19 protein-coding genes are annotated in these 22,853 nt (G+C 67.7%); 11 read left to right on the top strand and 8 right to left on the bottom strand.

Going from position 1 to position 22,853, the window contains the following annotated elements; translation table 11 throughout:
- Window positions 1-7 precede the first annotated feature (7 nt).
- Window positions 8-1,402: an RtcB family protein gene (locus tag VFY73_RS25115; protein WP_329724021.1), complete on the bottom strand. Its 1,395-nt coding sequence runs from the start codon at window positions 1,400-1,402 to the stop codon at window positions 8-10.
- 242 nt (window positions 1,403-1,644) lie between these two features.
- On the opposite strand from VFY73_RS25115, the gene VFY73_RS25110 reads away from it, so the two are divergent.
- Entirely contained in the window at window positions 1,645-3,462 is a 1,818-nt protein-coding gene (locus VFY73_RS25110; protein WP_329724019.1) for a VanW family protein, read from the top strand.
- 71 nt (window positions 3,463-3,533) lie between these two features.
- Window positions 3,534-4,577, top strand: coding sequence for a hypothetical protein (locus tag VFY73_RS25105; protein ID WP_329724017.1), 1,044 nt, complete (start codon window positions 3,534-3,536; stop codon window positions 4,575-4,577).
- A gap of 66 nt (window positions 4,578-4,643) precedes the next feature.
- Here the strand turns inward: VFY73_RS25105 and VFY73_RS25100 are convergent, their stop codons facing one another.
- Window positions 4,644-5,417, bottom strand: a complete 774-nt coding sequence (locus tag VFY73_RS25100; RefSeq protein WP_329724015.1) for a hypothetical protein — start codon at window positions 5,415-5,417, stop codon at window positions 4,644-4,646.
- 189 nt (window positions 5,418-5,606) lie between these two features.
- Here VFY73_RS25100 and VFY73_RS25095 point away from each other — a divergent pair, with 189 nt between their 5' ends.
- Window positions 5,607-6,710: a beta/gamma crystallin-related protein gene (locus VFY73_RS25095; protein WP_329724013.1), complete on the top strand. Its 1,104-nt coding sequence runs from the start codon at window positions 5,607-5,609 to the stop codon at window positions 6,708-6,710.
- A gap of 71 nt (window positions 6,711-6,781) precedes the next feature.
- Here the strand turns inward: VFY73_RS25095 and VFY73_RS25090 are convergent, their stop codons facing one another.
- A complete protein-coding gene (locus VFY73_RS25090; protein WP_329724011.1) occupies window positions 6,782-8,590 on the bottom strand; it encodes a DUF885 domain-containing protein in 1,809 nt (602 codons plus the stop codon).
- A 148-nt stretch (window positions 8,591-8,738) separates the two neighbouring features.
- Window positions 8,739-9,794, bottom strand: a complete 1,056-nt coding sequence (locus VFY73_RS25085) for an RNA methyltransferase (RefSeq protein ID WP_329724009.1) — start codon at window positions 9,792-9,794, stop codon at window positions 8,739-8,741.
- Window positions 9,795-9,988: 194 nt separating this feature from the next.
- Here VFY73_RS25085 and VFY73_RS25080 point away from each other — a divergent pair, with 194 nt between their 5' ends.
- The 7 genes from VFY73_RS25080 (at window position 9,989) to VFY73_RS25050 (ending at window position 19,350) form a co-directional block, all read left to right on the top strand.
- Window positions 9,989-11,053: a LacI family DNA-binding transcriptional regulator gene (locus VFY73_RS25080; protein ID WP_329724007.1), complete on the top strand. Its 1,065-nt coding sequence runs from the start codon at window positions 9,989-9,991 to the stop codon at window positions 11,051-11,053.
- Window positions 11,054-11,260: 207 nt separating this feature from the next.
- The gene (locus VFY73_RS25075; protein WP_329724005.1) at window positions 11,261-13,657 is read left to right on the top strand and encodes a TonB-dependent receptor; all 2,397 of its coding nucleotides are present in this window, start codon (window positions 11,261-11,263) and stop codon (window positions 13,655-13,657) included.
- 132 nt (window positions 13,658-13,789) lie between these two features.
- The gene (locus VFY73_RS25070) at window positions 13,790-15,031 is read left to right on the top strand and encodes an ABC transporter substrate-binding protein (protein ID WP_329724003.1); all 1,242 of its coding nucleotides are present in this window, start codon (window positions 13,790-13,792) and stop codon (window positions 15,029-15,031) included.
- Between the two features lie 11 nt (window positions 15,032-15,042).
- Window positions 15,043-16,023: a sugar ABC transporter permease gene (locus VFY73_RS25065; protein WP_329724001.1), complete on the top strand. Its 981-nt coding sequence runs from the start codon at window positions 15,043-15,045 to the stop codon at window positions 16,021-16,023.
- Entirely contained in the window at window positions 16,010-16,843 is an 834-nt protein-coding gene (locus VFY73_RS25060) for a carbohydrate ABC transporter permease (RefSeq protein ID WP_329723999.1), read from the top strand. Before VFY73_RS25065 ends, VFY73_RS25060 begins: the two co-directional genes overlap by 14 nt.
- Before the next feature lie 34 nt (window positions 16,844-16,877).
- A complete protein-coding gene (locus tag VFY73_RS25055) occupies window positions 16,878-18,254 on the top strand; it encodes a GH1 family beta-glucosidase (RefSeq protein WP_329723997.1) in 1,377 nt (458 codons plus the stop codon).
- A gap of 1 nt (window position 18,255) precedes the next feature.
- The gene (locus tag VFY73_RS25050) at window positions 18,256-19,350 is read left to right on the top strand and encodes a sn-glycerol-3-phosphate ABC transporter ATP-binding protein UgpC (protein WP_329723995.1); all 1,095 of its coding nucleotides are present in this window, start codon (window positions 18,256-18,258) and stop codon (window positions 19,348-19,350) included.
- Between the two features lie 27 nt (window positions 19,351-19,377).
- Here the strand turns inward: VFY73_RS25050 and VFY73_RS25045 are convergent, their stop codons facing one another.
- The 3 genes from VFY73_RS25045 to VFY73_RS25035 form a co-directional block, all read right to left on the bottom strand.
- Window positions 19,378-19,869 carry a Clp protease N-terminal domain-containing protein gene (locus VFY73_RS25045; protein ID WP_329723993.1) on the bottom strand — a complete coding sequence of 164 codons (492 nt, stop codon included), beginning with the start codon at window positions 19,867-19,869 and terminating at the stop codon, window positions 19,378-19,380.
- 58 nt (window positions 19,870-19,927) lie between these two features.
- Entirely contained in the window at window positions 19,928-20,128 is a 201-nt protein-coding gene (locus VFY73_RS25040; protein WP_329723991.1) for a helix-turn-helix domain-containing protein, read from the bottom strand.
- Window positions 20,129-20,218: 90 nt separating this feature from the next.
- Window positions 20,219-20,953 (bottom strand): DUF4349 domain-containing protein, encoded by a 735-nt coding sequence (locus tag VFY73_RS25035; RefSeq protein ID WP_329723989.1) that lies wholly within the window; start codon window positions 20,951-20,953, stop codon window positions 20,219-20,221.
- A 169-nt stretch (window positions 20,954-21,122) separates the two neighbouring features.
- On the opposite strand from VFY73_RS25035, the gene VFY73_RS25030 reads away from it, so the two are divergent.
- Window positions 21,123-22,685, top strand: a complete 1,563-nt coding sequence (locus VFY73_RS25030; protein ID WP_329723987.1) for a hypothetical protein — start codon at window positions 21,123-21,125, stop codon at window positions 22,683-22,685.
- A gap of 34 nt (window positions 22,686-22,719) precedes the next feature.
- Here the strand turns inward: VFY73_RS25030 and VFY73_RS30470 are convergent, their stop codons facing one another.
- A complete protein-coding gene (locus tag VFY73_RS30470; RefSeq protein WP_414654526.1) occupies window positions 22,720-22,836 on the bottom strand; it encodes a hypothetical protein in 117 nt (38 codons plus the stop codon).
- Between the last annotated feature and the right edge of the window lie 17 nt (window positions 22,837-22,853).

Raw genomic sequence — 22,853 nt, 5'->3', positions numbered from 1 at the left:
ACGCCCGTCAAGCCTTGAAGGTCACCCACGGCCGCAGCCTGGCGACCGGCTCAATCAGCCCGGCTTCGCGCTGCGCATCGATCACCGGCCCGATTGGCTTGTAGGCCTCGGGCGCTTCCTCGATGCGGCGTTCTTCGCGCAGCGTCACGCAGTGCCAGTCGCCCCCGTGAAACGCACCGACGATGGCGCGCGCTTGCTGTCGTCGCATGCGCCGGCCGGCGCCATGGCTGCATGACCACAGCCAGTCCGCGTGGCCGCGGCCGAGCGCGACATACGAGTGGTCGCCCATCGAGCCGGGGATCAGCGCCAGATTGCCGTCATGCGCCGGCGTCGCGCCTTTGCGATGGATGTTGCGACCCTGTTCGGTCAGCACCACGTTGTGCGGCACGTCGACCACCAGGCGTGCGTCGTCGGCGCCGAAGACCCGCTGCAGCTCGGCCCGCACCATCTCGCCCAGCACGACGCGGTTGGCCCAGGCGTAGCGCGCGGCCACGCCCATCGCTTGCAGGTACTCGGTGGCCAGCGGGCCGGCCAAGGCGTAGAGCTTGCTTTCCGGGTGGCGCACGCCGGTTGGCCACGCATCTCGAGCCCGGTCCATCCAGCGGACGCCGACATGAAAACCCAGGTCGCGCGAGCCGCTGTGGATCATCACCACCACGTCGCCAGATTTCAGCCCGGCCGCGTAGGCCGCGTGCCGATCCATCACCTCGTCGACGACCTGCAGCTCGACGAAATGGTTGCCCGAGCCGGGCGTGCCGAGGCAGGGGTCGCGATAGACCTCGCGCGTGCCGACGAAAGCGTCGGGCGCGTGGTGCGAATCGGCGGTGAGGCTGTCCAACCCGATGCAGCGCGAGACCTCGTCGGCGAGGCGGTCGCGGTCGACACCAGCCCACAGGCCCTGCGGTTCGATCGCATCGATGAAGGCCAGTGGACCGGCGTCGAACAAGGCCTTGAAGGCTCGTGTGGGCAGCGGCACGTTGCGCTCGTTTTCGAGCAGCACTGCCTTCAGCCGCGCCACCAGCGCTTCCTGGCGCGGGCCCAACTGCGCCAGCGACAAGCCAGTGCTGTACAGCCGCATGCCGCAGTTGATGTCGGTGCCGATCGCGGCCGGGATCACGACATCGGCATCGGTGGCGACGATCGAGCCGACCGGTGCGATCGCGCCAGGGTGAAAGTCGGGCGTGGCGCAGGCCGCGCACACGGCCGCGTCACCAGTGGGGGTCTTCACCGAGGCAAAGGCCAGCAACTGCTGGACAGCTCTTTCCTCCAGCGCCAGCGACGCGGGCAGCAGGATGGTGGCTTCGGCCGCCTCGTCGCGGACGCGGTAGACGCCGTTGTCGAAACGAAGATCGATCTTCGCGCGGGCAAAGGCGCGCTGAAGGCGAATGAGATGAGAGGACATGACGCTGTGCTTTCCCGGGTGAAGAACCCGAGGGCCCGGCAAAGCCAGGCGATAAAAGGCGGCCCCCGGCAAGTGGTGCGGGGGCAGAGACCTTCAGCTGCAGCAGCAGTCAGAAAAGGAAGTCGCGATTGTAGGGGTGCCGAGTCCGACGGCAAGCGCTGGCAGCCCCGCCTGCCGGTACAGTGCGCCGCAGGAAGGTGAGGGATGCACCAGAAGAGTCGCGTTGGCCCGGGCGGTGCCCGATGAGCGCCGTGCCGGCTGATCGCTGGGCCGTGCCGACGCGGCTGTCTGCCGCCTGGCTGGCCGTGCGCGTGGCGGGCCACGTGCTGTTGCGCACGCTGCGCGACAGCTGGCCTTCGAACCGAGTACCTCGGCATGAGGCCGCCGCCGCACTGAGCGATGCGCCAGCGCTGGCTGAAGTCCGTTCACCGCTGTGGACCGACGGTCGCGCCGATGAGTTCGCGCTGGTGGCCGGCAAGGTGCACAACCTGCGTGTGGCCATCCAGGCATTCGACGGCGTGGTGGTGCCTGCCGGCCAGGTGCTGAGTTTCTGGCGCCAGCTGGGCCGGCCGTCGCGTGGGCGTGGCTTCGTGCTCGGCCGCGAGGTGCGCGCCGGCTGCGTGGTGCCCACGGTGGCCGGCGGGCTGTGCCAGTTGTCGAATGCCTTGGCCAGTGCTGCGGCGCGGGCGGGCATCCAGCTGGCCGAGCGGCATGGGCACAGTGCGCGCATCGAACAGGCGGGGCGGTCGGATGAGGTCGACGCCACGGTGCTGTGGAACTACATCGACCTGCGCCTGCAAGCACCTTTCGACTTTCGGATCGACGTGTCACTGACCGCCAGCGAGCTGGTGCTTCGGCTGCGGGCGGCGGGGCCGGCCGGTTCACCACGCCAGAACACGCGGGTCTGGCATGCCGCAACGCCGGCAACCGCCGTGGCGCGAGGGTGCCTGACATGCGACGAGATCCGCTGCTTCAGGCATGCGGCACAACGCGCCTTGCCGATGGCGGGGCGCCGGGCGCTGCTGCTCAACGGCTGGACACCCGAATGGGCCGAGTACCTGGCCGGCCAGGGCGGCGATGCCGACTGGCTCTTCCCGTGGGTGCGCCCGGCCCGTCGCACGGCCGGTGCCTGGCAGCCGCCGGCGACCGCGCGGCAGCACGTTGCCCTCGTCGCTTCGCTGCGCCGCACCTGGGCATTGCGCCGTGCGGCGGGTGAGGGGGGGCCGCGCCAGGCCGCGATCGTGCGCGCGGGCGCCTGGTTGGCCGACTGGGCCGCCGCCGCGCTGAAGCCTGAGCACACCGAGTTGCTGGTCGACCAGAGTCTGCTCGTGCCGCTGTGGCGCCAGGGCAGCCTGGGAGGCCGCCAGTACGACGTGCTGGTGTCGGCGTTGCCGGCGAGTGAACTGCAGCACCGGCTCGACACAGCCGGCCGGCAATGGCCGCGAGCCGGCTCGTTGGTCGACTTCCGCGTCGATGCCGTTTTCGCCGATGCGGAATGGGTCGCACTGCGCGGCGCCCGCAGCGTGCTGACACCACACCACGGCGTGGCCGACTGCCTGGCCCGAGAAGGCGTGCGCCGCGTGCACCGGCTGCCGTGGGCGACGCAGCAACCGATGCCCGCCGTGCCGGCGCGACACGTGAGTGCGGTGCCGTTGGTGGTCTTTCCCGCCAGCGCGCTGCCGCGCAAGGGCGCACTCGAGCTCGCTGCTGCGCTGCGTGCGCTGGGTTGGCGCCTGCGGGTGCTGGGCAGCCCTTCCGATGACGCCACTGTGTGGCAAGGCGTTGCCGCTGAACACGGCCGCTATGCCGATCGCCGCTGGTTGGCCGATGCCGATGTGGTGGCCTTGCCGGCGCATGTGGAGCATGCGCCGCGCGCGCTGCTGATGGCGCTGGCCGCCGGGTTGCCGGTGGTGGCCACGCCGGCATGTGGCTTGCCGGCCGACTGTGGTGCCATCACCGTGCCGGCGGGCGATGTGCAGGGCCTGATTTCTGCACTGCAGCAGGCCGTGGCGGCACGAACCCGTCCTGCAGCAATCGCTGACGCTTGCGGTCAGCGGTAACGATTTGACCGCTCAAGGCGGCTGAAGGCAGGGCGACACTGACGTTTCAGCTGTTCTTTTGGAAATCAGCCATGAAGACATTCCCCAGAGCTCTCGTCGCGCTGGTGCTGCAGGCCTGCTTGGCCGCCGCCTATGCGCAGCAATGCCCACCCGAGGTGCCCGTCCAGGGCGCACCACCACCGGGGCCGTTGCCGGTGTTCCCGGCCACCAACTGGTGGAACACCGACATCACCGCCGCGCCGGTGGACCCGAAGTCCGCCAGCTTCATCTCGTTCATCAACAACGGCGGCGTCCGCCGCCTGCATCCTGACTTCGGGGGCGAAGTCAAGCCCGGCAGCGTCAGCATCTACGGCATCCCTTACGCGATCGTCAACGGCACGCAGCCCAAGCAGAAGGTCAAGTTCAAGTACTGGGATGAGAGCGACGGCGTCAACCTCGACACCGGCAAGCCGATCCCGTTCTACCCGATCCCGGCCGAGGCGATCACCGAGCCGCATTGGGTCGAGGGTGGTGCGCCGGCCAACGTCGACCAGCGCAAGAAGAACGACAGGCACCTGCTGATCATCGACTGCACCAACAAGCACCTGTACGAGCTCTACAACGTCTACTACAACCCGACGCTGAACAAGTGGTTCGGTGGCTCCGGAGCGTTCTTCGACATGACGAAGAACGATCGTCGACCCGAAGGGTGGACCTCGGCCGATGCCGCTGGTCTGGCGATCTTCCCGGGGCTGGTGCGCTATGACGAAGCGTGGAACGACAACGTGCCGGAGATCAAGCACGCGATCCGCGTGACGGTGCGCGCGACCAACGGCCATGTCTATCCCGCCTCGCACACCGCCGGCTCGACCAGCGGTGCGCTGCCGATGGGCGCGCGGCTGCGGCTGAAGACCAACGTCAACGGCGTCGACCCGGCCACGCGCACCAACGACCCGCACGCGCGCAAGATCTTCCGGGCGATGCAGCGCTATGGCCTGATCGTGGCCGACAACGGCTCGGACATGTACATCACCGGCACCTTCGACAAGCGCTGGAACAACGACATCCTGAACCCGGCGTTCGCGACGCTGATGGCCAGCGACTTCGAGGTCATCAAGCTGGGCTGGAAGCCGTAGACTGTTTCATGCGCCGATGAAAAAGCCGGCCCCGCAGGGCCGGCTTTTCTCGTGATGACAACGCGCTCAGAGAGCGGCTGCCGGGCACTTCGCGTTGAACGCCTTGCCAGTGCGCGAGGTGCACGTGACGCCCGTGGGCAGCACCAACTCCATCGAGGCCAGCTGACTGGAGGCCGAGGCGGCCGTCGCCTTGGCGTTGCGTTCGCAGGTCGCCTCCATCGAGTACCACAGCGGAACCACGGCCTTCGCGCCTTTGATCTTCAGTGCGACGGTGTGCTGGTAGTCGAAGATGTTGTTGGCCAGCGCGTCGATGTGGTCACCGCCGGCGGCCTTGACCCGGGTTGGCAGCGGTAGCTTCAGTTGGGCGGCCACGACAGGGTCGAGCGCACTGGGGCAGCGTCCGGCCACGGTGCTGCCGATGCAGTAGTCGAGTGCCGCGGTTGTCGTCGTCGAGCCGCTGCCCAGCGCCTTGACGGTGATGTTGAGCGTCGTCACCTGCGTGGGCGCGGCGCCCGCCACCTTGAAGACGACCACGTCACCGCCATACAGACGCGACGCGATGTCCCACGATGCGCCTGAGTCGCGGCCGGCGGAGCAGAACGCCAGGCCGGTGCCGCGATCGTTGAAGGTGGAGTAGGCCTGCGCGTCAGCGTCGGCGATGTTCCAGGACATCGTATGGAGGGTCGTGCTCTCGTCCTTCAGGATCTCGCCACCCGGGCCGTTGGCGATGCGCAGCATCGTGACGCCGTTGGTCGACTGGGCGGCGGCCGGTGCGCCGAGGACGGCCAACAGCGAGGCCAGTGCGAGGGTGCGGAGCCGGAGCGTGACGGAATGGTGCATGGTCGATCGTCCTCTCAGAGGGGAAGCGCGATGCTAACGGCCGAGATCGTGTATCGCCAGTCCGAACTCGGCCAATGCGGGTTTGTCATCGGTTCGCGGGGCCGCCGCGTTGTGACGCTGCTCCGGGCGAATCGAGCCGAGCCATCCGGCTCGGGGCCCGACATGTGAGCAAAGGAAACAAGGTAGTTCATGCACCGCAAACTCAAATCGGCACTGGCCACCCTGGCCGTGCTGCTGGCCGGCCCAGTGTCGGCTGAAGTGACCTTCTACGAACACAGCAATTTTGAGGGGCGTGCGTTCACGACGCCGAACCGCGTCGACGACTTCCGTCGCTTCGGCTTCAACGACCGCGTCTCGTCGGTCGTGGTCACCCATCAGCCATGGGAAGTGTGCGAGCACGTCGAGTTCGGGGGCCAGTGCGTCGTGTTGAGGCCCGGCCGTTACCGCTCGCTCGGCGAGATGCGGATGAACGATCGTTTGTCATCGGCGCGCCCGGCGCGACACGCTGGGCACCACGGCCATGACCATGGCAATCCACGCCCGGTGCAGGGCCAGATCGCCTTCTTCGAGCATGGCGGCTTCCACGGCAGGGCTTTCCAGGCCAGCGGCGAGGTGGGCAGCTTCCAGCCATTCGGTTTCAACGACCGCGCCTCGTCGGTCATCGTGCTGGGCGAGCGCTGGGAGGCCTGCGAGCACGCGGGCTTCCAGGGCCGGTGCGTGATCTTGCGACCGGGGCGCTACCCGAGCCTGGGCGCGATGGGATTGAACGACACGCTGTCGTCGGTGCGACCGGTGCCGCCGACGGCATGGTTCGACGAAGTGCGTTATGCGCCGATTCCGGAGCCTGTCTACGACTGGCGCCGACGCCCGCAGGAGCGCTTCTACGAAGCGCAGGTGACCAGCGCGCAGGCGGTGTTCGCCGGCCCGCAGCAGCAACGCTGCTGGATCGAGCGTGATCGTGTCACCGTCGAGCACCGCAACCAGCCGAATGTCGGCGGCGCTGTCGTCGGCGGCATCCTGGGCGGCATCCTCGGTCACCAGATCGGCGCCGGCTCGGGGCGCGACCTGGCCACCGCTGGCGGTGCGGTCATCGGCGCGGTGGTCGGCGCCAACGTCGGGCGCGAAACGGTGGTCAGCCGCCCGACGCAGCGTTGCGCCGCGGTGCCGCCGCAAGGCCGGCCCGATTACTGGGACGTGAGCTACCAGTTCCGTGGTGTCGAGCACCGTGTGCAGACCACCTTCCCGCCCGGCCCCACGCTGACTGTCAACGACGAAGGCGAGCCCCGCATTTGAGAGCCTGAGACGGCGCACGCCATGGCATGAACAAGGCCGGCCTTGCGCCGGCTTTGTCGTTGCGGGCCGGCTCAGGCGGGCTTGCCGCCGGCCTGCTGCGCGATCCAGCTGTCGACCTGGCGTTCGAGCACCTGCAGGGGCAACGTGCCCTGCGACAGCACCAGGTCGTGGAACGCCGGCAGCGAGAACCGGCTGCCCAGTTGCTGGCTGCCACGCTGGCGCAGCTGCTGGATCTTCAATGCCCCGATCTTGTACGCCAGGGCCTGGCCGGGTGCGGCCATGTAGCGCTCGGTGGCCTGCTTGGCCTCGGCCGGCGTGATGCCCTCGGTGTCCATCATGTAGGCCATCGTGCGTTCACGCGTCCAGCCTTTCGCGTGCAAGCCGGTATCGGTGACCAGCCGCACGGCGCGCAGCAGCTCCATCTTCAGGTGGCCCAGGTGCTGGTTCGGATCGGCATACAGGCCCATCTCGTGTCCGAGGGTCTCGGCATACAGCGCCCAGCCTTCGCCGAACGGATCGTTCCAGCCGTACTTGCGGAAGGCCGGCAAGTCCAGCTCGTACTGCAGGCTGGTGTGGAAGTGGTGGCCAGGCTGTCCCTCGTGCAGCAGCAGCGAGGTCATCTCGGCGTTGTTGTATCCGGTCGGCGTGGTGGGCGCACCGACGAAGAAGATGCCCGGCCGCGCGCCGTCCGGCGATGGCGGGTTGTAGTGCGAGCTGGTCGTCGCGCGCTGCAGTTCGGGGATCTCGCGGATCTGCAGCGGCTGCTTCGGCAGGCGGCCGAACAGGCGCGGCATCTGCGGCGTGACCTGGTCGTTCAGCGCATAGAAGCTCTTCAGGATGTCGTCCCAGCTGCGGAAGGGCCGGAAGCGCGCTTGGGCGTCATGCCACTTCAGGAACGCATTGATCGAGCCCTTGTGGCCAAAGCGCTCCTGCAGCTTCGCCATCTCGCCGTGGATGCGGGCCACCTCGGCCAAGCCAAGCGCATGGATCTCGTCGGCCGTCAGCGCCGTAGTGGTGCGCAGGCGCACCAGGTGGTCGTAGTAGGCCTCGCCGTTCGGCAGGGCCGACGCACCGGCGCTGGCACGGCAGGCTCGCATGTAAGGGCCCTGCAGGAACTGCAGCAGCGCCAGCATCGACGGCCGGATCTCCCGCTCGTAGCTGCGTACATACGCTTGCGAGATGCGCGCACGATCGGCAGTGCTGAAGGTGGCGGGCAGCACACGCAACGCGGCGCCGAACGGCGTCTTGTCGAAGCGCGGTTCGGCCAGCTTCTTCAGCATCGGCAGCCCCGATTCGACCAGCGCGCGTGGCACCGTGTAGCCTTGCGCCATGCCGTCGCGCATGTTCGCGATCGCCTGGCGGTTGTAGTCCGCGATGCGGCGCAGACGCTTCAGGTAGTTGTCGTAGTCGGCCGGCGTCTTCAACGGCTGCGTCTGATCACCGCCGGCCCAGTTGGACAAGGCCACCGGCAGGCCGCCGTACTGGTCGATCGGCATCAGGTGGGTGGGAAAGGCGTCACCATCGAGGGCCGACTGCACCTCCCATGCCAGCAGCTCATGGCTCAGGCGCTCCGATGGCGCCAGCTTGTCGGCCGGCACGGCGGCCAGCTCACGCTTGACGCGCTCGTTCAGCGCGCGTGCCTTCGCGACTTCTTCCGGCGCGATGGTGATCGACAGCCGGCCCTCGAACTTCGGGTCGGCCAACGTGGCCGAGCCCTGCAGCGGGTCCAGCTCCATCCGATCGGCGAAATAGCGCGCCGCGATGTCGGCCAGCGCCGCCGAGGGGGTGGCCGGCGGGGTGTCTGCCGCCCAACTGCTCGGCAGTGTCACCCCGGCCGCGACCGCGGCTGTTCTTCTTGCCCACTCACGTCTGCTCAGCATCGGCTGTCTCCTGAATTGGTTTTCGGGCGCGATGTTGCCTGCGGTCGAAAGACCTGGCAGCCGCGGTGCGACCGAAGCCGCCAGGCGCGGGTCGAATCGGGCATGGCCGCGACGCAGCGCGGGGCGCTACGGAAAGCCGTAGCGTTGCTCAGGCGCCGGTCGACGCGCGGCGATGCAAGGTGATCGGCGTCGCGGCTGCCGAGCGGGCCCGCAACTGGCCGCAGCCGCCTTCGACGTCCTGCCCCGCCGACTGGCGCAGCTTGGTCAAGATGCTGCGGCGGTGCAGTGTGCGGGCGATCTCGGCGGCACGCTCCCAGCTCGGGCGCCGGTAGTCGAGCCCATCGACCTGGTTGTACGGGATCATGTTCAGGATCGCGTACTTCCCCTTCAGCAGACGTTCGATCGCGTCGATCTCGTCGTCGCCATCGTTGACGCCGGCCAGCAGCGTCCACTGGTACTGGATCGGGTAGCCGGTGCGGCGGGCGTACTGCTCGCCCAGCTCCACCAGTTCATCGGGGGCGATGCGGGGCGCACGCGGCAACAGCTGTTCGCGCAGCTCGGGCTTGGTGGTGTGCAGCGACAGCGCCAGCGCCGGCTTCACGCGGCCCAATGGCAGGCGCTCGAAGACACGGCGATCACCAACCGTCGAGAACACGAGCTGCTTGTGGCCGATCGCGCCCGCCGTGCCGAGCAGATCGATCGCATCGAGCACGTTGTCCAGGTTGTGGGCCGGCTCACCCATGCCCATGAAGACGACCTTCTTCACCGCCCGGCGGCGGCGTGCCAGCGCCACCTGCGCAATGATCTCGGCGCTGCCGACCTGGCGCAGCAGCCCGTCCTTGCCGGTCATGCAGAACAGGCACCCGACCGCGCAGCCCACCTGCGTCGACACGCACAGGCCATCACGCGGCAGCAGCACGCTCTCGACAGTCTGCCCGTCACCCAGCTCGACCAGCAGCCGGGCCGAGCCATCTTCGGCTGGGTGCTCCGAGCGCACCGTGGCCAGCGCTTGCAGCTCTTCGTCGAGCGCAGGCAAGGCCTGGCGCAGCGTCTGCGGCATGAAGTCTTCGAGCTTGCGGCGGCCACTGGTCTGCGGCAGCGCGTTGGCCCACAGGCGCAGCACGCGCTCTTCATGCTTCGGATTGGCGCCCAGGGCGCGCAGGCGCTGGCGCAGCGCAGGCAGGGTCGAAAGAACGGAAGACACGACAGGCCAGGAAGGAGGAGCGGGGGGAGTCTCGGGCGGTTGGTCGGTGACCACGTCGTCCCGGTGCACCATTGTCGCCGTGCTGCAAACGCTCTGCCAGGCCGGCTTGACGCCGAAGCGCTGGATGAATGCAGCCGCGGGGCGGCTGTGGCACAGTGCGAGGCCTTCAGCCCATCGTCTAGAACAAGGCCCCTGTGAGCAGCCGAGCATCGTCCGCCCCCACCATCATCGACGTGGCCCGCGAGGCCGGGGTTTCGATCAAGACCGTCTCGCGCGTGCTGAACCGCGAAGCCGGTGTTCACGAGCAGACGCGTGAACAGGTGCTGGCCGTGGTGGCGCAGCTGAAGTACCGGCCCAAGCTGTCGGCGCGCAGCCTCGCCGGCGCGCGCAGCTACCTGATCGGGCTGCTGTACTACGACCCCAGTGCCTCCTTCGTCGGCGGGGTGCAGAAGGGCGCCGCGGTGCGCTGTCGCGAAGCCGGCTACCACCTGGTCGTCGAGTCGATCGAGGACGATGCGCCGGACATCGAGGCCCAGGTCGACCGCATGGTCGCCGCGCTGAGGCCCGACGGCATGATCCTGACGCCGCCGCTGTGCGACAACCCGCAGGTGCTGAAGGTGCTGGCCGAGAGCGGCACGCCGACGGTGCTGATCTCGCCCGGCGAGCACGACCCCGCGCTGCTGACGGTGCGGATGGACGACGTGCGCGCCGCCGAAGAAGTGACCGAGCTGCTGATCGAGCTGGGCCATGAGCGTATCGCGTTCATCCGCGGCGCCACCGATCAGGCGGCGTCCAAACTGCGCTTCCAGGGCTTCAAGCGCGCGATGAAGGCGCACGGGCTGGCGGTCGACGAATCGCTGGTCTACCAAGGCGACTTCACGTTTCCCAGCGGCGTGGCCGGTGCCCACCATCTGCTGGCCCAACGCCATCGACCGACTGCCGTGTTCGCCAGCAACGACGACATGGCGCTGGGCGTGCTGTCGGCCGCGCAGCGGCTGGGGCTGCAGGTGCCGGCCGAGCTGTCGATCGCCGGCTTCGACGATTCACCCGCGGCGACGCTGGTCTGGCCGCCGCTGACGACGGTGCGCCAGCCGATCGAGGACATGGCGCGCATGGCGGTCGACATGCTGGTGACGCCGGCAGGCGCCGATGGCGAGTCGTCATCCAGCGAGCGCGTGCTGCCGCACCAGGTGGTGCCGCGCGATTCGACCTTGGCGCTGGCGTCGCGCAAGGGCCGCACGGCCGCGCGCAAGGCCTGACGGTCGCCGTGGCGCGCGCTGTCACCCGCCGATGAAAGCTTCGGGAAGACCCGTGGTTGACGCTAAATGACAGCGTTGTCAGAATTCGGCGCACCAGATTAGACAACGTTGTCATATCGCAAAGGCGAGACGGCAGCGGTGGTCCGCTGGTGAGGGCCACACATCGCGGCGCAAAGGCCACGACAAACGACAGAAGGAGACATGGTGGTGATCAGCAAGAAGCATGTGGTGACGGCCTTGGTGCCGGTTGCCGTTCTCTCCGGCGCCGGTGTGATGGCGCAAGACAAGCCGGTTGCGGACGCACCGCCGGCATCCAGCGCGGTCGAGCAAATCACCGTCACCGCGACGAAGCGGTTGACGCTGGTGCAGGACACCCCGCTCGCCGTGTCGGCCTTCTCGGCCAAGGACCTGGAGAAAGCCCAGGTCAAGGATCTGTCGACGATGCAGGCACTGGTGCCCAACCTGAGCGTGGAGCAGCACGGCGACTCGGGCGGCGTGCACGTCTTCCTGCGCGGGGTCGGCTCGACCAACCACACCGAGCTGGGTGACCCGGCCGTGGCCTTCCACGTCGACGGTGTCTACTCGCCGCGGCCGCAGGGAGCCACGGTGCTGATGTACGACCTGGCCAGCGTCGAAGTGGCGCGCGGCCCGCAGGGCACGCTGTTCGGTCGCAACGCAACCGCCGGGTCGGTCAACCTGGTGACCGCGAAGCCAAAGTTCGGCGATTCGAGCGGCTCGTTCGGTGTCGTCGTCGGCGACCGCAACCACATCGGCATACAGGCTGCGATGAACGTGCCGCTGGCCGAGACCGCTGCGCTGCGCATCGCCGCGATCAGCGACCGGCAGGACGGCTGGGTCGAGTACCAGGAACGCTCCTACGTGCAGCCCGGTGCGCGCAAATACGGCGCCACTGACCAGCAAGGCATTCGCACGACGCTGCTCTGGGACATCACCGAGAACCTGCGCACGACGACCGCGCTCGAGTACTACCGCGACCAGGGCACCGGCAACGTCTCGCTGATGCAGACCCCGCGCGAAGGCCAGAAGTGGAATTCGGCGCTGATCGACACGCCGGGGGCGCTCGACCAGGACAACACCACCTTCCGCACCCGCATCGACTGGGCGATCACGCCGGCGATCGAGCTGAGCTACATCGGCAGCATCAGCAGCATGTCGCGCACCAATGCGAGCGACAACGATGCAGGCGTCTCGCCGGGTTTCAAGCAGGAGCACCGCACCGAGTGGTCGCGCTTCGACAACAACACCCATGAACTGAACCTGAAGTCGACCGACGACGGCGCGTTCCAGTGGATCGCCGGCTTGTTCTCGATCAACGAAGACAACCGCATCCGCTTCGACATCGATATCTCGACGTCACCCGTCATCGGCACGACCGGCCCGATCATCGTCAACCCGGTGGCCGACACCGACACCGCATGGGCGATGTCGTTCATCCAGCCGCAACGCACGTTGTCGTCCCAGGCTGTCTTCGGCCAGGGCACGTTCAAGTTCAACAAGGAATGGGCGATCACCGCCGGTGCACGCCACACCTCGGAGAAGAAAGAAGACGTGGGTGGCCGCAACTGGGTCTGCCCGCAATTCGGTGCCACCGTCGGCTCCGGGGGCCACCTGATCGGCCCGGGCGGCCCGGTCAACCGCGAGACCTGCAACAGCGACTACGACGACGTGCTGCCGGCACCCGACTACGGCACCTGGCCGGGCGGTGGCCACAACGACGGCAAGACCGAGGACACCGCCAACACCTACCTCGGCCGCGTCGAATTCAAGCCGAGCAAGGACCTGCTGGCCTACGGCACCGTGTCGACAGGCTTCAAGTCCGGCGGCCTGTCGGACGGCGGCCGTCGCCACAAGCCCGAGTTCCTGACGAACTACGAGCTGGGCCTGAAGACAGAGTTGTTCGATCGCTCGTTGGCGATCAACGTCGCGGCCTTCATGATGAAGTACAAGGACATGCAGGTCAGCTCGATCGAGTACACCGGCGACGACGGCACCGGCGGTCGCCAGCAGCAACTCGTGACGAGCAACGCCGCCAAGGCCACGATCAGCGGTGTCGAGGTCGAGTGGAGCTGGCGCCTGACCAAGGCCGACCGCTTCAGCGGCAACCTGTCGTTCCTGGATGCCAAGTACGACGACTTCCTGACCTGCGATTCGGCGCTGCTGAACTGCGGCGAAGAAGACAACGCACAGAACCTGAAGGGCGAGCAGATGCCGCACGCCCCGAAGTTCTCGACCACCTTCGCCTACGAGCACGACTTCACGATGCCTGGCGGTGGCCTGGTGGTGCCGCGTGCACAGGTGCACTACCAGACGCGCACCAAGCTCGGCCCCTTCGGCGACATCAGCCCGAACGCATCGGCCGCGGCCCGTGCCACGCCCGATGCGCGCTTCCAGGACGCCTACGCCACCGTCGACCTGAGCCTGCGCTACGAAGAGCCGAAGGGCCGCTGGTTCATCGAGGGCTTCGTCGTCAACGCATCGGACGAGCATGTGAAGACCGACGCCTCGTGGGTCAACGGCACCGCCTGGACCTCGTTCTACAACCCGCCACGCACCTACGGCGCCAAGATGGGCTATCGCTTCTGATCGCCCCAGGGGTCGCTCCTCTCGCGGCCCCGGCAGTTCCCACGCCGAAGCTTTTCCCGGCGCCCGCCCCCACACAGCCGGCGCCGGGTCCTTTTTCAGACCGAAGTTTTTCACCGCGAGGACGCGATCACCATGTTCAGCAAGGCCACGGCTTGCACCTTTGCGCTGGTGCTCAGCCACGCCGCGTGGGCTGAGAAGACCACGCTGATGGTGGCCACGTTTCCGGACCTGGACCGTGCGTCCAAGGCCGCGGCCGAGAGCTTTCAGAAGCAGTACCCGCAGGTCGAGTTGAAGATCGTCTCGCTGCAGTATGCCGATCACCACACCGCGATGACCACCGCGCTGGCCACCGGCTCGGGCCTGCCCGACGTGATGGCGGTCGACTTCCGCTTCATCGGCAAGTTCGCCGAGAGCGGTGGTCTCGAAGACCTCAATGCCGCGCCGTACAACGCGCAGGCGCTGCGCGACAAATTCGTCAAGTACACCTTCGCCCAAGCGACAGGCAGCAAGGGCAACCTCGCCGCGATGCCGGCCGACATCGGCCCCGGCACGCTGCTGTACCGCAAGGACGTGGCCGATAAGGCGGGCGTGACCGAAGCCGAGCTGACGAAGAGCTGGGAAAGCTACATCGAGGCCGGCAAGAAGATCAAGGCGAAGACCGGCGCCTACCTGCTGGCCGATGCGGCCGACATCCGCGACATCGTGCTGCGCACCGGCCTGAAAGACGGCGAGGGCCTGTACTTCGATGCGCAGGGCAAGGTGTTGGTCGACAACCCACGCTTCGTGCGCGCATTCGAACTCGGCCGCGCGGCGCGCCAGGCCGGGCTCGACGCGAAGGTGTCGCCGTGGACCAACGACTGGGCCGCCGGCTTCAAGCAGGGCCGCATCGCGAGCCAGATGATGGGCGCCTGGCTCACGGGCCACCTGAAGAACTGGCTCGCGCCGGACACCAAGGGCCTGTGGCGCTCCGCGGTGCTGCCCAGCGGCCAGGCCGGCAGCTACGGCGGCTCGTTCTACGCGATCCCGAAGAAGGCGGCGCACAAACCCGAAGCGTGGGACTTCATCCGCTTCATGACGACGAACAAGGCCACGCAGCTGAATTCGTTGAAGGTGCTCGACACCTTCCCCGCGCTGATCGAAGCGCAGAACGACCCGGTGATGGACGAGCCGCTCGCCTTCCTCGGCGGCCAGCCGGCGCGCAAGTTGTGGAGGGAGATCGCCGCGCAGGTGCCGGCTACGCCGGTGACCAAGTACGACGCAATGGCCACCGACGTGATCCGAGACGAGTTCGAGAAGGTCGTTGCCGAGGGCAAGGCGATTCCTGCCGCACTGGCCGATGCGCGCGCGCTGATCGAGCGCCGGGCGCGCCGCTGAAGGAGCCGCGCGTGGATCAGACCTACGCCGTCCCGACCAGCACGTCGCCCGCCGCGCACGCGGCGCCGGGCACGCATGCTCGCAAGCCCGGTGCCACCTGGCGCATGCGCCGCTGGGCGCCGTACCTGTTCATCGCGCCGTTCTTCGTGCTGTTCATCGTGTTCGGCGTGTTTCCGCTGCTGTTCTCGATCTGGCTGTCGCTGCACCAGTGGGACCCGGCCGCCGGCCTGGCCGCGATGCGCTGGGTCGGGCTCGAGAACTTCGTGTTCGCCGCCACCGACCCGTGGTTCCACAAGTCGCTTTACAACACGCTGTGGTTCGCATTGGTGTCAGGCGTGCCGCAGCACTTCGTCGCTTTGCCGCTGGCGTATTTCATCCATCGGCACCTGAAGCGCAGTCGCAACGCGGTGGTGGCGGCGTACTTCGTGCCCTACATCACCTCCAGCGTCGCGATCGCGCTGATCTTCAGCACGCTGTTCTCGAAAGACTACGGCGTCATCAACGCGGTGCTGGGCCCGTGGATGAGCGAGCCGATCGACTGGCTGGGCGACGCCGCGTACACCAAACCCGCGGTGGCCTTCGTCGTCTTCTGGCGCTTTCTCGGCTGGAACCTGGTGCTGTACCTGTCGGCACTGCAGGTGATCGACAACGAGCTGTACGAAGCGGCGACGCTGGACGGCGCCGGCAGCTGGCAACAGTTCCGCTTCATCACGCTGCCATTGCTCAAGCCGATGATCTTCTTCGCCGTCACGCTGACGATCATCGGCAACCTGCAGCTGTTCGAAGAACCGTTCATCCTGGTCGACCCCGAGAAGGGTGTCAGCCAGTCGGTGATGACCAGCGCGATCTTCATGTACCGGATGGCCTTCAGCGATGGTGACTTTGGCACCGCGTCGGCAGTGTCGTGGCTGCTGTTCCTGATCATCGCGGCGCTGACCTGGGGCAACAGCAAGCTCTTTGGCCGAACGGGAGGGCAGCATGCGTCGTCGTGATCTGGGTCCCGGCTCGGTGGCGGCCTGGGCCTTGGTGGGGGCTGGTGCGCTGCTGCTGGTCGCGCCGTTCTGGTTCACCTTCGTCTTCGCGACGCACGGCCGCGCGGCGATCTTCAACTCGCCGCCGCCGGTGTGGTTTGGCTCGGCGCTGCTGACCAACATCGATCTGCTGACCGAGCGGCTGCCGTTCTGGCGCAACCTCGGCATGAGCGTGTATGTCGCGGTGCTGACGACGGCGCTGAACCTGCTGCTGTGCGCGCTGGCCGGCTATGCATTCGCCGTCTACGAGTTCCGCTTCAAGAAGCCGTTGTTCGCGGTGGTGCTGGGCTCGATGATGCTGCCGAGCTTCCTCAACATGATCCCCAGCTTCATGGTGATGGACGTGCTGGGCTGGATCGACGAACCGCGTGCGCTGTACGTGCCGGCCGCCGCGAGCGCTTTGGGCATCTTCATGATGCGCCAGTACATCGGCTCGGCGATCCCGAAGGATTTGCTCGACGCGGCGCGCATGGACGGTTGCAACGAGTTCCGCATCTTCTGGAGCGTGGTGCTGCCGCTGCTCGGGCCGGCACTCGGCACACTGGGGCTGATCACCTTCATTGCGTCGTGGAACAACTTCATGGCGCCGCTGGTGGTGATGCGCTCGGTCGAGCACTACACGCTGCCGCTGGCGCTGCGCTCGATGCAAAGCCCCAACAACACCGAGTGGGGCGCACTGATGGCCGGCAGCGCCATCGCGATGCTGCCGCTGCTGGTGGCCTTCTTCTTCAGCGCGCGGCGGCTCGTCGCGGGTTTGACCTCTGGCGCGGTGCGCGGCTGACCGCGCTCCACCGATTCCTCGCACCTGGATGACGATGAACTCGAACGACACGAACTTCGCTGCGGCGGCCCACCGCGCAGCCTTTCGCCCCGACTTTGCCTGGGGCTCGGCCACCAGCGCCGCGCAGATCGAAGGCGCCGGCGCGCTCGACGGCAAGGGCCCGTCGATCTGGGACGCCTTCTGCCGCGAGCCGGGCCGCATCAACGATGGATCGAACCTCGATGTGGCCTGCGACCACTACCACCGCTACCGCGACGACGTGGCGCTGATGAAATGGCTGGGCCTGAAGGCCTACCGCTTCTCGTTCGCGTGGCCGCGCGTACAGCCGCTGGGCCGCGGCGCGTGGAACGAAGCCGGCTTCGCCTTTTACGACCGCCTGATCGACAGCCTGCTCGAAGCCGGCATCGCGCCGCATGCGACGCTGTACCACTGGGACCTGCCGCTGGCGCTGCACACGCAACTGGGCGGCTGGCCGGCGCGCGAGATCGTGCCGCACTTCGCCGACTACGCGGCCGAAGTGGCACGCCGCTTCGGTGATCGGCTCACGACCATCGCCACGTTGAACGAGCCGTGGTGCGTCGCGACACTCGGTTACGAGACCGCACAGTTCGCGCCCGGCAAGACCAACCGCGCCGCGGCGATGCAGACTTCGCACCACCTGCTGCTGTCTCATGGCCGCGCGATCCAGGCCATGCGGGCCGAGACGCGCACGCAGCTGGGCATCGTGCTGAACCATACCCCGGCCTTTCCGGCGACCGAGCTGGAAGCAGACCGCCGCGCCGCGCGTCTGGACGACGGGCTGAACGTGCGCTGGTACATGGATCCGGTGTTCCGTGGCCAGTACCCGGCCGACGTGCTGGAGTATCTCGGTGCCGATGCGCCGCGCATGGAGGCCGGCGACCTGGCCGAGATCGCGCAGCCGCTGGACTTCCTCGGCGTCAATTTCTACACCCGCAGCTACATCAGCACCCAACAGCCCAAGGTGCCGGCACCGGGCCAGCATGGCTTCACCGACATGGGCTGGGAGATCTACCCGAAGGCGCTGACGCAGCACCTGGTGCGCATCACGCGCGAGTACTCGCCGCCGCCGATCTACATCACCGAGAACGGCATGGCGAACGCAGACCGTGTCGACGCCGACGGCCGCGTGGCCGACGCCGAGCGCGTGGCCTACCTGCGCGAGCACCTGGCGGCGTTGGCCCGCGCGATCGAGCTGGGGGTCGACGTGCGCGGCTACTTCTACTGGAGCCTGCTCGACAACTTCGAATGGAACTCGGGCTACGCCAAGCGCTTCGGCCTGTTCCATGTCGACTACGAAACGCAGGCGCGCACCGCCAAAGACAGCGCGCACTGGTACCGCGCGTTCATCGAGGCGCAGCACGCCGGCGCCGAACCACCGAAGGCACCCTGAGATGTCGGCCGTCCGCTTCGAAGCCGTCGCCAAGACCTACCCGGGCGCCAGCGCACCGGTGGTGCAGGGGTTGGACCTGCAGGTCAACGAAGGCGAGTTCATGGTGCTGGTCGGCCCATCCGGCTGCGGCAAGAGCACCACGTTGCGCATGCTGGCCGGGCTGGAAGAGCCGAGTGCCGGCCGCATCCTGATCGGTGACACCGATGTGACCGACCTGCCGCCGGCGCAGCGTGGTGTCGCGATGGTGTTCCAGAGCTATGCGCTGTACCCGCACATGACGGTCGCCGAGAACCTGGGTTTCGGCCTGCGCATGGCCGGCAAGACGAAGGCGCAGATCAACGCCGCGGTACAGCGAGCGGCCGAACGGCTGCAATTGAGCGCGCTGCTCGCGCGGCGACCGAAGGAGTTGTCCGGCGGCCAGCGCCAGCGCGTGGCGATCGGCCGCGCGATCGTACGCGAGCCGAAGGTCTTTCTGTTCGACGAGCCGCTGTCGAACCTCGACGCTGCATTGCGCACACAGATGCGCATCGAGCTGGCGCACCTGCACCGCAGCCTCGGCACGACGATCGTATACGTCACGCACGACCAAGTCGAGGCGATGACGCTGGGCGATCGCATCGCGGTGTTCAACAACGGCCGCATCGAGCAGGTCGGCGCACCGATGCAGGTCTACCAGCAGCCCGTCAACCGTTTCGTGGCCGGGTTCCTCGGCTCTCCGCGGATGAACTTCCTGCCGGTGCAAGGCGCCAGTGACACGGCGCTCGAGGTGCCGGGAGGGATGCTGCGCTGGCCGCACGCGCAGGGCATTGCCACAAGCCGTGTGGCCACGGTGGGCGTGCGACCGGAGCACCTGAAATGGGTCGATGAGGCGGCTGGCTTCGCGATCGCTGGGGCGGTGGACACTGTCGAACAACTGGGCGACATCAGCGTCGCGTACGTCAGCTTGCCTGGTCTGTCCGAGCCGCTGTCGCTCAAGGTGCCCGCCGCGGATGGCGCGCTGGTTCGCGGTGCCAACGTCAGGCTCGGCGCCGAGCCCCAGCACCTGCTGGCATTCGATGCCGAAGGCCGTCGGCTGGAAGCGGTCAGCGTCGCCTGAATACGTACACAACCGATCGCCGGCGTCTCAGGTCTCGGCCGCCGCGCGAAGCTGAGCCGCTGCTGCAGCCGCCAAGGCATCGGCCTCGATGCCCATCGCCCGAAGACTGCGCGCGACCACACCCTGCTGCATTTGCGTCACGGCCAGCAGCACGTGAGCGCCGGAGAGCGGATCCCGGGGATGCTGTTGCTGCACCCCGGTCAGCAGCTCGAACAGCCGGCGGGCCGAAGGTTGAGACGCGTACAGGCGGGGTATCGGTTGGCTGTGCGCCGCTTCATCGGGCGCCAGCAAGCCGGGGTCGGCGTGGATGCCGACTGCCTGCAGCGCCTCGGCCTGCTGCCGCAGGATGGCGTTCGCGAAGTCGACCGAGTCGGCGCCGACCTGTGCGAAGGCGCGTCTGGCGCTGCCGTCCGGCAGGTCGATTGCCGCGAGCACGAAGTGTTCGGCACCGGGCTCGGCGTGGCCGCTGCGCCGGGCGTGCGCCTCGGCCTGCTCGCACAGAGCCTTGATCGTCGCCATGTCTCGAAATTTCTGGCTGATCCGCTGGAACATGAGGCCTCCGGTTCGTCCGCTTGAGTCAAGGAGCCGACAGGCGCTTGTGCGCCGCCTGCTTGGTCACGCCCAGCGCATCGGCAATCTGCGTCCAGGTCCAGCCCTGCTTGAGCGCGCTGGCGACGGCTCGCCGCTCGAGGCGGTCTGCCATCTGGCGCAGCGCGACCACGGCGGCCAGCGCTTCGGCCGGATCGTCGGGAGAGGGCAGGGTCTTCGGCTCCAACATTCGTCAACCATAGTTGACGGTTGCCGCGCTGTCAACCTTGGTTGACAACTGCGGACTGCATGGGCGTTGCTGTGCCGCCGTCTGGGCCGGCTATCCCGCGGCAGGTGCGGACGGAACGCGCCGCCGGCGTTTCCACAGCGCCCGCCCCGCCCAGATCAGCAGCCCCAGCAACAGACCCCAGGGCAGCAGATAGGCCACGCCGACGACGGCGCTGGCGATGCCCTGCGAGAGGTTGGATCCGAAGTCCGCACCGGCCTCGCGGATCGGGCGCCAGAACGACCCGGCGCGAAGTGGGTGGATCTGAACGTGAAGGATCTCCAGGTCGACCCGCTTGCGCAGAAAAACCTGTTCGCCCTGCGCGGCTTCCAGGTCGGCCTGCACTTGGGCCAGCTCGCGCGTCAGCTTGATGAGGGTGTCCGCGTCGAGGCGCGCCTGATGGCGCAGGGCTTCGAGCTTCGCGCGGTAGTCGGTCAGCATCGCCACCTTGCGAGCGGTGTCGGCCAACGGCCGTGCGAGATCTTCGGCCGTGGTCGACTGGTCGACGATCTCGCCAAGTTGACCCAGACTGGAAATCAGCTTGCGCACGCCCGCCGGGCTCGCGCGAAACTTCAGCGAAGCGTGCGAATGCCGGCCGGTGTTCAGGGAGGAATTCAGCAATTCGCAGCCTTCGGCCACCAGCTCTCGGCAGGTGGCCTGCACCGCGCCGGAGACCTTGGCGATCTCACCCTCCGGAACGTCGACGCCCACGGTGTGCTCGTAGGCCAGATGCCTGTCCGCTGGTGAGGCCTCACCAGCGGCCGACACTTCTTTCTTCGCCATGGCCATGCGTGGCGCCATTCTTTCGCTGCAGCCTGCTGCCAGCGTCAATGCCAGCAAAGCAGCGGTGATCCAGGCTGCAGTTCGTCGACTTCCCCTCATGACACCTCCGTCCATGTCGCGTCATTCGATGATAGGTGGTGGCAACATCGCGCCTTCGACTCCGGGAGATATCGTCATGACGAAGACGCGATTGGCCACCACCATCGGGCTGGCGCTGGCATGGGGAGTTGCCTCGCTGACCTCTCAGGCACACGGTATCGACGCGGCGATCCCGTCGAGCCATGTGGGATCCGTCAGCTTCGCCAACTCCGGCGCCAAGGCCGCACAACGCGACTTTCTGATCGGCCTCGCGCAGTTGCACAACTTTGAATACGGGTCGGCGGCCGAGGCGTTTCAGCGCGCGCAGAAGGCCGATCCGAGCTTTGCGATGGCTTACTGGGGCGAGGCGATGACCCACAACCATCCGCTGTGGGCGCAGCAGAACCGCAACGCTGCGCGCGCGGTGCTGCTGCGCCTGGGCGAAACGCCGCAGCAGCGCCGCGCGAAAGCGAAGACCGAACGCGAGCAGGCCTACCTGGATGCGCTCGAAGTGCTCTACGGCGAGGGCAGCAAGCTGGAGCGGGACCGGCGCTATGCCGAGGCGATGCGTGCGCTGCACGAACGCTTTCCAAACGACATCGATGCCACCTGTTTCTACGCGTTGTCGCTGATGGGCACCTCGCACGAAGGGCGCCACCTGCCCAGCTACATGAAGGCCGCCGCGCTGATGACCGAGGCGTTCCACGCCAACCCGAAGCACCCTGGCGCCGCCCACTACCTGATCCATGCGGTCGACGACCCGCTGCATGCGCCGCTCGGCCTGGCCGCAGCCCGCGCCTATTCGAAGATCGCGCCGGCGGCGGCCCATGCGCAGCACATGACCTCGCACATCTTCATCGCGATGGGCCTGTGGGATGACGTGGTGAAGGCCAACGAGACCGCCACGAAGATTGCTGAACAGGCCCGTGCTGCCAAGGGCCGGCCGCCCGCGGGTTGCGGGCATGGGCTGTCGTGGCTGGAGTACGGTTACCTGCAGCAGGGCCGGTTGATGGATGCGCGACGCGTGCTCGTCGCCTGTGCCGAAGAGGCGCAGAAGCGGCCCTACCTGTCAGAGGGGGCCGATCTGCTGGACGTCGATGGCAGCTCGGCCGCCAGCTTCGCCGCGATGCGGTCGCGCTACCTCATCGACACCGGCGATTGGGGCGGCGAGATGGAGTCGCTCAGTGCCGACCTGTCGGCCGTGCCGCTCGCCCAGTTCGAGCGCGACTATGTCGATGCGTTCGTGGCGCTGAGGCAACCGAAGCGTGATTTGCCGCCCCGCATCGTGGAGCGTGCCGAAGCATCGGCGGCGCGAGTGCTTGCCGCGATCGATGCCGCCGGTCTACCGGCCAAGCACCCGTCGCGCAAGTCGCTGCAGATCCACTTGGCACAGCTTCGAGGCCTGCAGACGCTGCGCCAAGGTGATGCCGAATCTGCACTGACCATGCTGCGGCAGGCGGCAGCCGACGAGATCGCGCTGCCCTACGAATTCGGCCCACCGACGATCCGCAAGCCGAGCAACGAGCTGCTGGGCGAAGTACTGCTCGAACTCGACCGTCCGGCCGAAGCGGTGGCGGCTTTCGACGTCGCCTTGGAGCTGGCGCCAGGGCGGGTGCAGTCGGTGCAGTGGCGCGAGGTGGCTGCTTCCGCTCGAAAGTGAACGATGGCGCCCAGACCGGCGCCTAAATCGCCACCTAGACCGCAGCCTCGACCACCATCTGCAGCCGCTGCTGGCCCTGGAACTCGTCCAGGCTCAGGCGGAAGGCCAGGCGCACCTTGCCTGGCAAGGGTTCGGCGCGGCCGAACCAGATCGCGTCGCGCAGCTGGC

Origin of the sequence: Ideonella sp., from assembly GCF_036277275.1 — a bacterium.
Lineage (GTDB): Bacteria > Pseudomonadota > Gammaproteobacteria > Burkholderiales > Burkholderiaceae_C > Ideonella.
Note: the sequence above shows the minus strand (reverse complement) of the source record. Positions and strands in the feature narration are given on the sequence as shown.

Coding starts and splice junctions, on each gene's coding strand:
- VFY73_RS25115 (WP_329724021.1), bottom strand. CDS start 1,402: ATGTCCTCTCATCTCATTCGCCTTCAGCGCGCCTTTGCCCGCGCGAAG.
- VFY73_RS25110 (WP_329724019.1), top strand. CDS start 1,645: ATGAGCGCCGTGCCGGCTGATCGCTGGGCCGTGCCGACGCGGCTGTCT.
- VFY73_RS25105 (WP_329724017.1), top strand. CDS start 3,534: ATGAAGACATTCCCCAGAGCTCTCGTCGCGCTGGTGCTGCAGGCCTGC.
- VFY73_RS25100 (WP_329724015.1), bottom strand. CDS start 5,417: ATGCACCATTCCGTCACGCTCCGGCTCCGCACCCTCGCACTGGCCTCG.
- VFY73_RS25095 (WP_329724013.1), top strand. CDS start 5,607: ATGCACCGCAAACTCAAATCGGCACTGGCCACCCTGGCCGTGCTGCTG.
- VFY73_RS25090 (WP_329724011.1), bottom strand. CDS start 8,590: ATGCTGAGCAGACGTGAGTGGGCAAGAAGAACAGCCGCGGTCGCGGCC.
- VFY73_RS25070 (WP_329724003.1), top strand. CDS start 13,790: ATGTTCAGCAAGGCCACGGCTTGCACCTTTGCGCTGGTGCTCAGCCAC.
- VFY73_RS25060 (WP_329723999.1), top strand. CDS start 16,010: ATGCGTCGTCGTGATCTGGGTCCCGGCTCGGTGGCGGCCTGGGCCTTG.
- VFY73_RS25055 (WP_329723997.1), top strand. CDS start 16,878: ATGAACTCGAACGACACGAACTTCGCTGCGGCGGCCCACCGCGCAGCC.
- VFY73_RS25050 (WP_329723995.1), top strand. CDS start 18,256: ATGTCGGCCGTCCGCTTCGAAGCCGTCGCCAAGACCTACCCGGGCGCC.
- VFY73_RS25045 (WP_329723993.1), bottom strand. CDS start 19,869: ATGGCGACGATCAAGGCTCTGTGCGAGCAGGCCGAGGCGCACGCCCGG.
- VFY73_RS25040 (WP_329723991.1), bottom strand. CDS start 20,128: ATGTTGGAGCCGAAGACCCTGCCCTCTCCCGACGATCCGGCCGAAGCG.
- VFY73_RS25035 (WP_329723989.1), bottom strand. CDS start 20,953: ATGGCCATGGCGAAGAAAGAAGTGTCGGCCGCTGGTGAGGCCTCACCA.
- VFY73_RS25030 (WP_329723987.1), top strand. CDS start 21,123: ATGACGAAGACGCGATTGGCCACCACCATCGGGCTGGCGCTGGCATGG.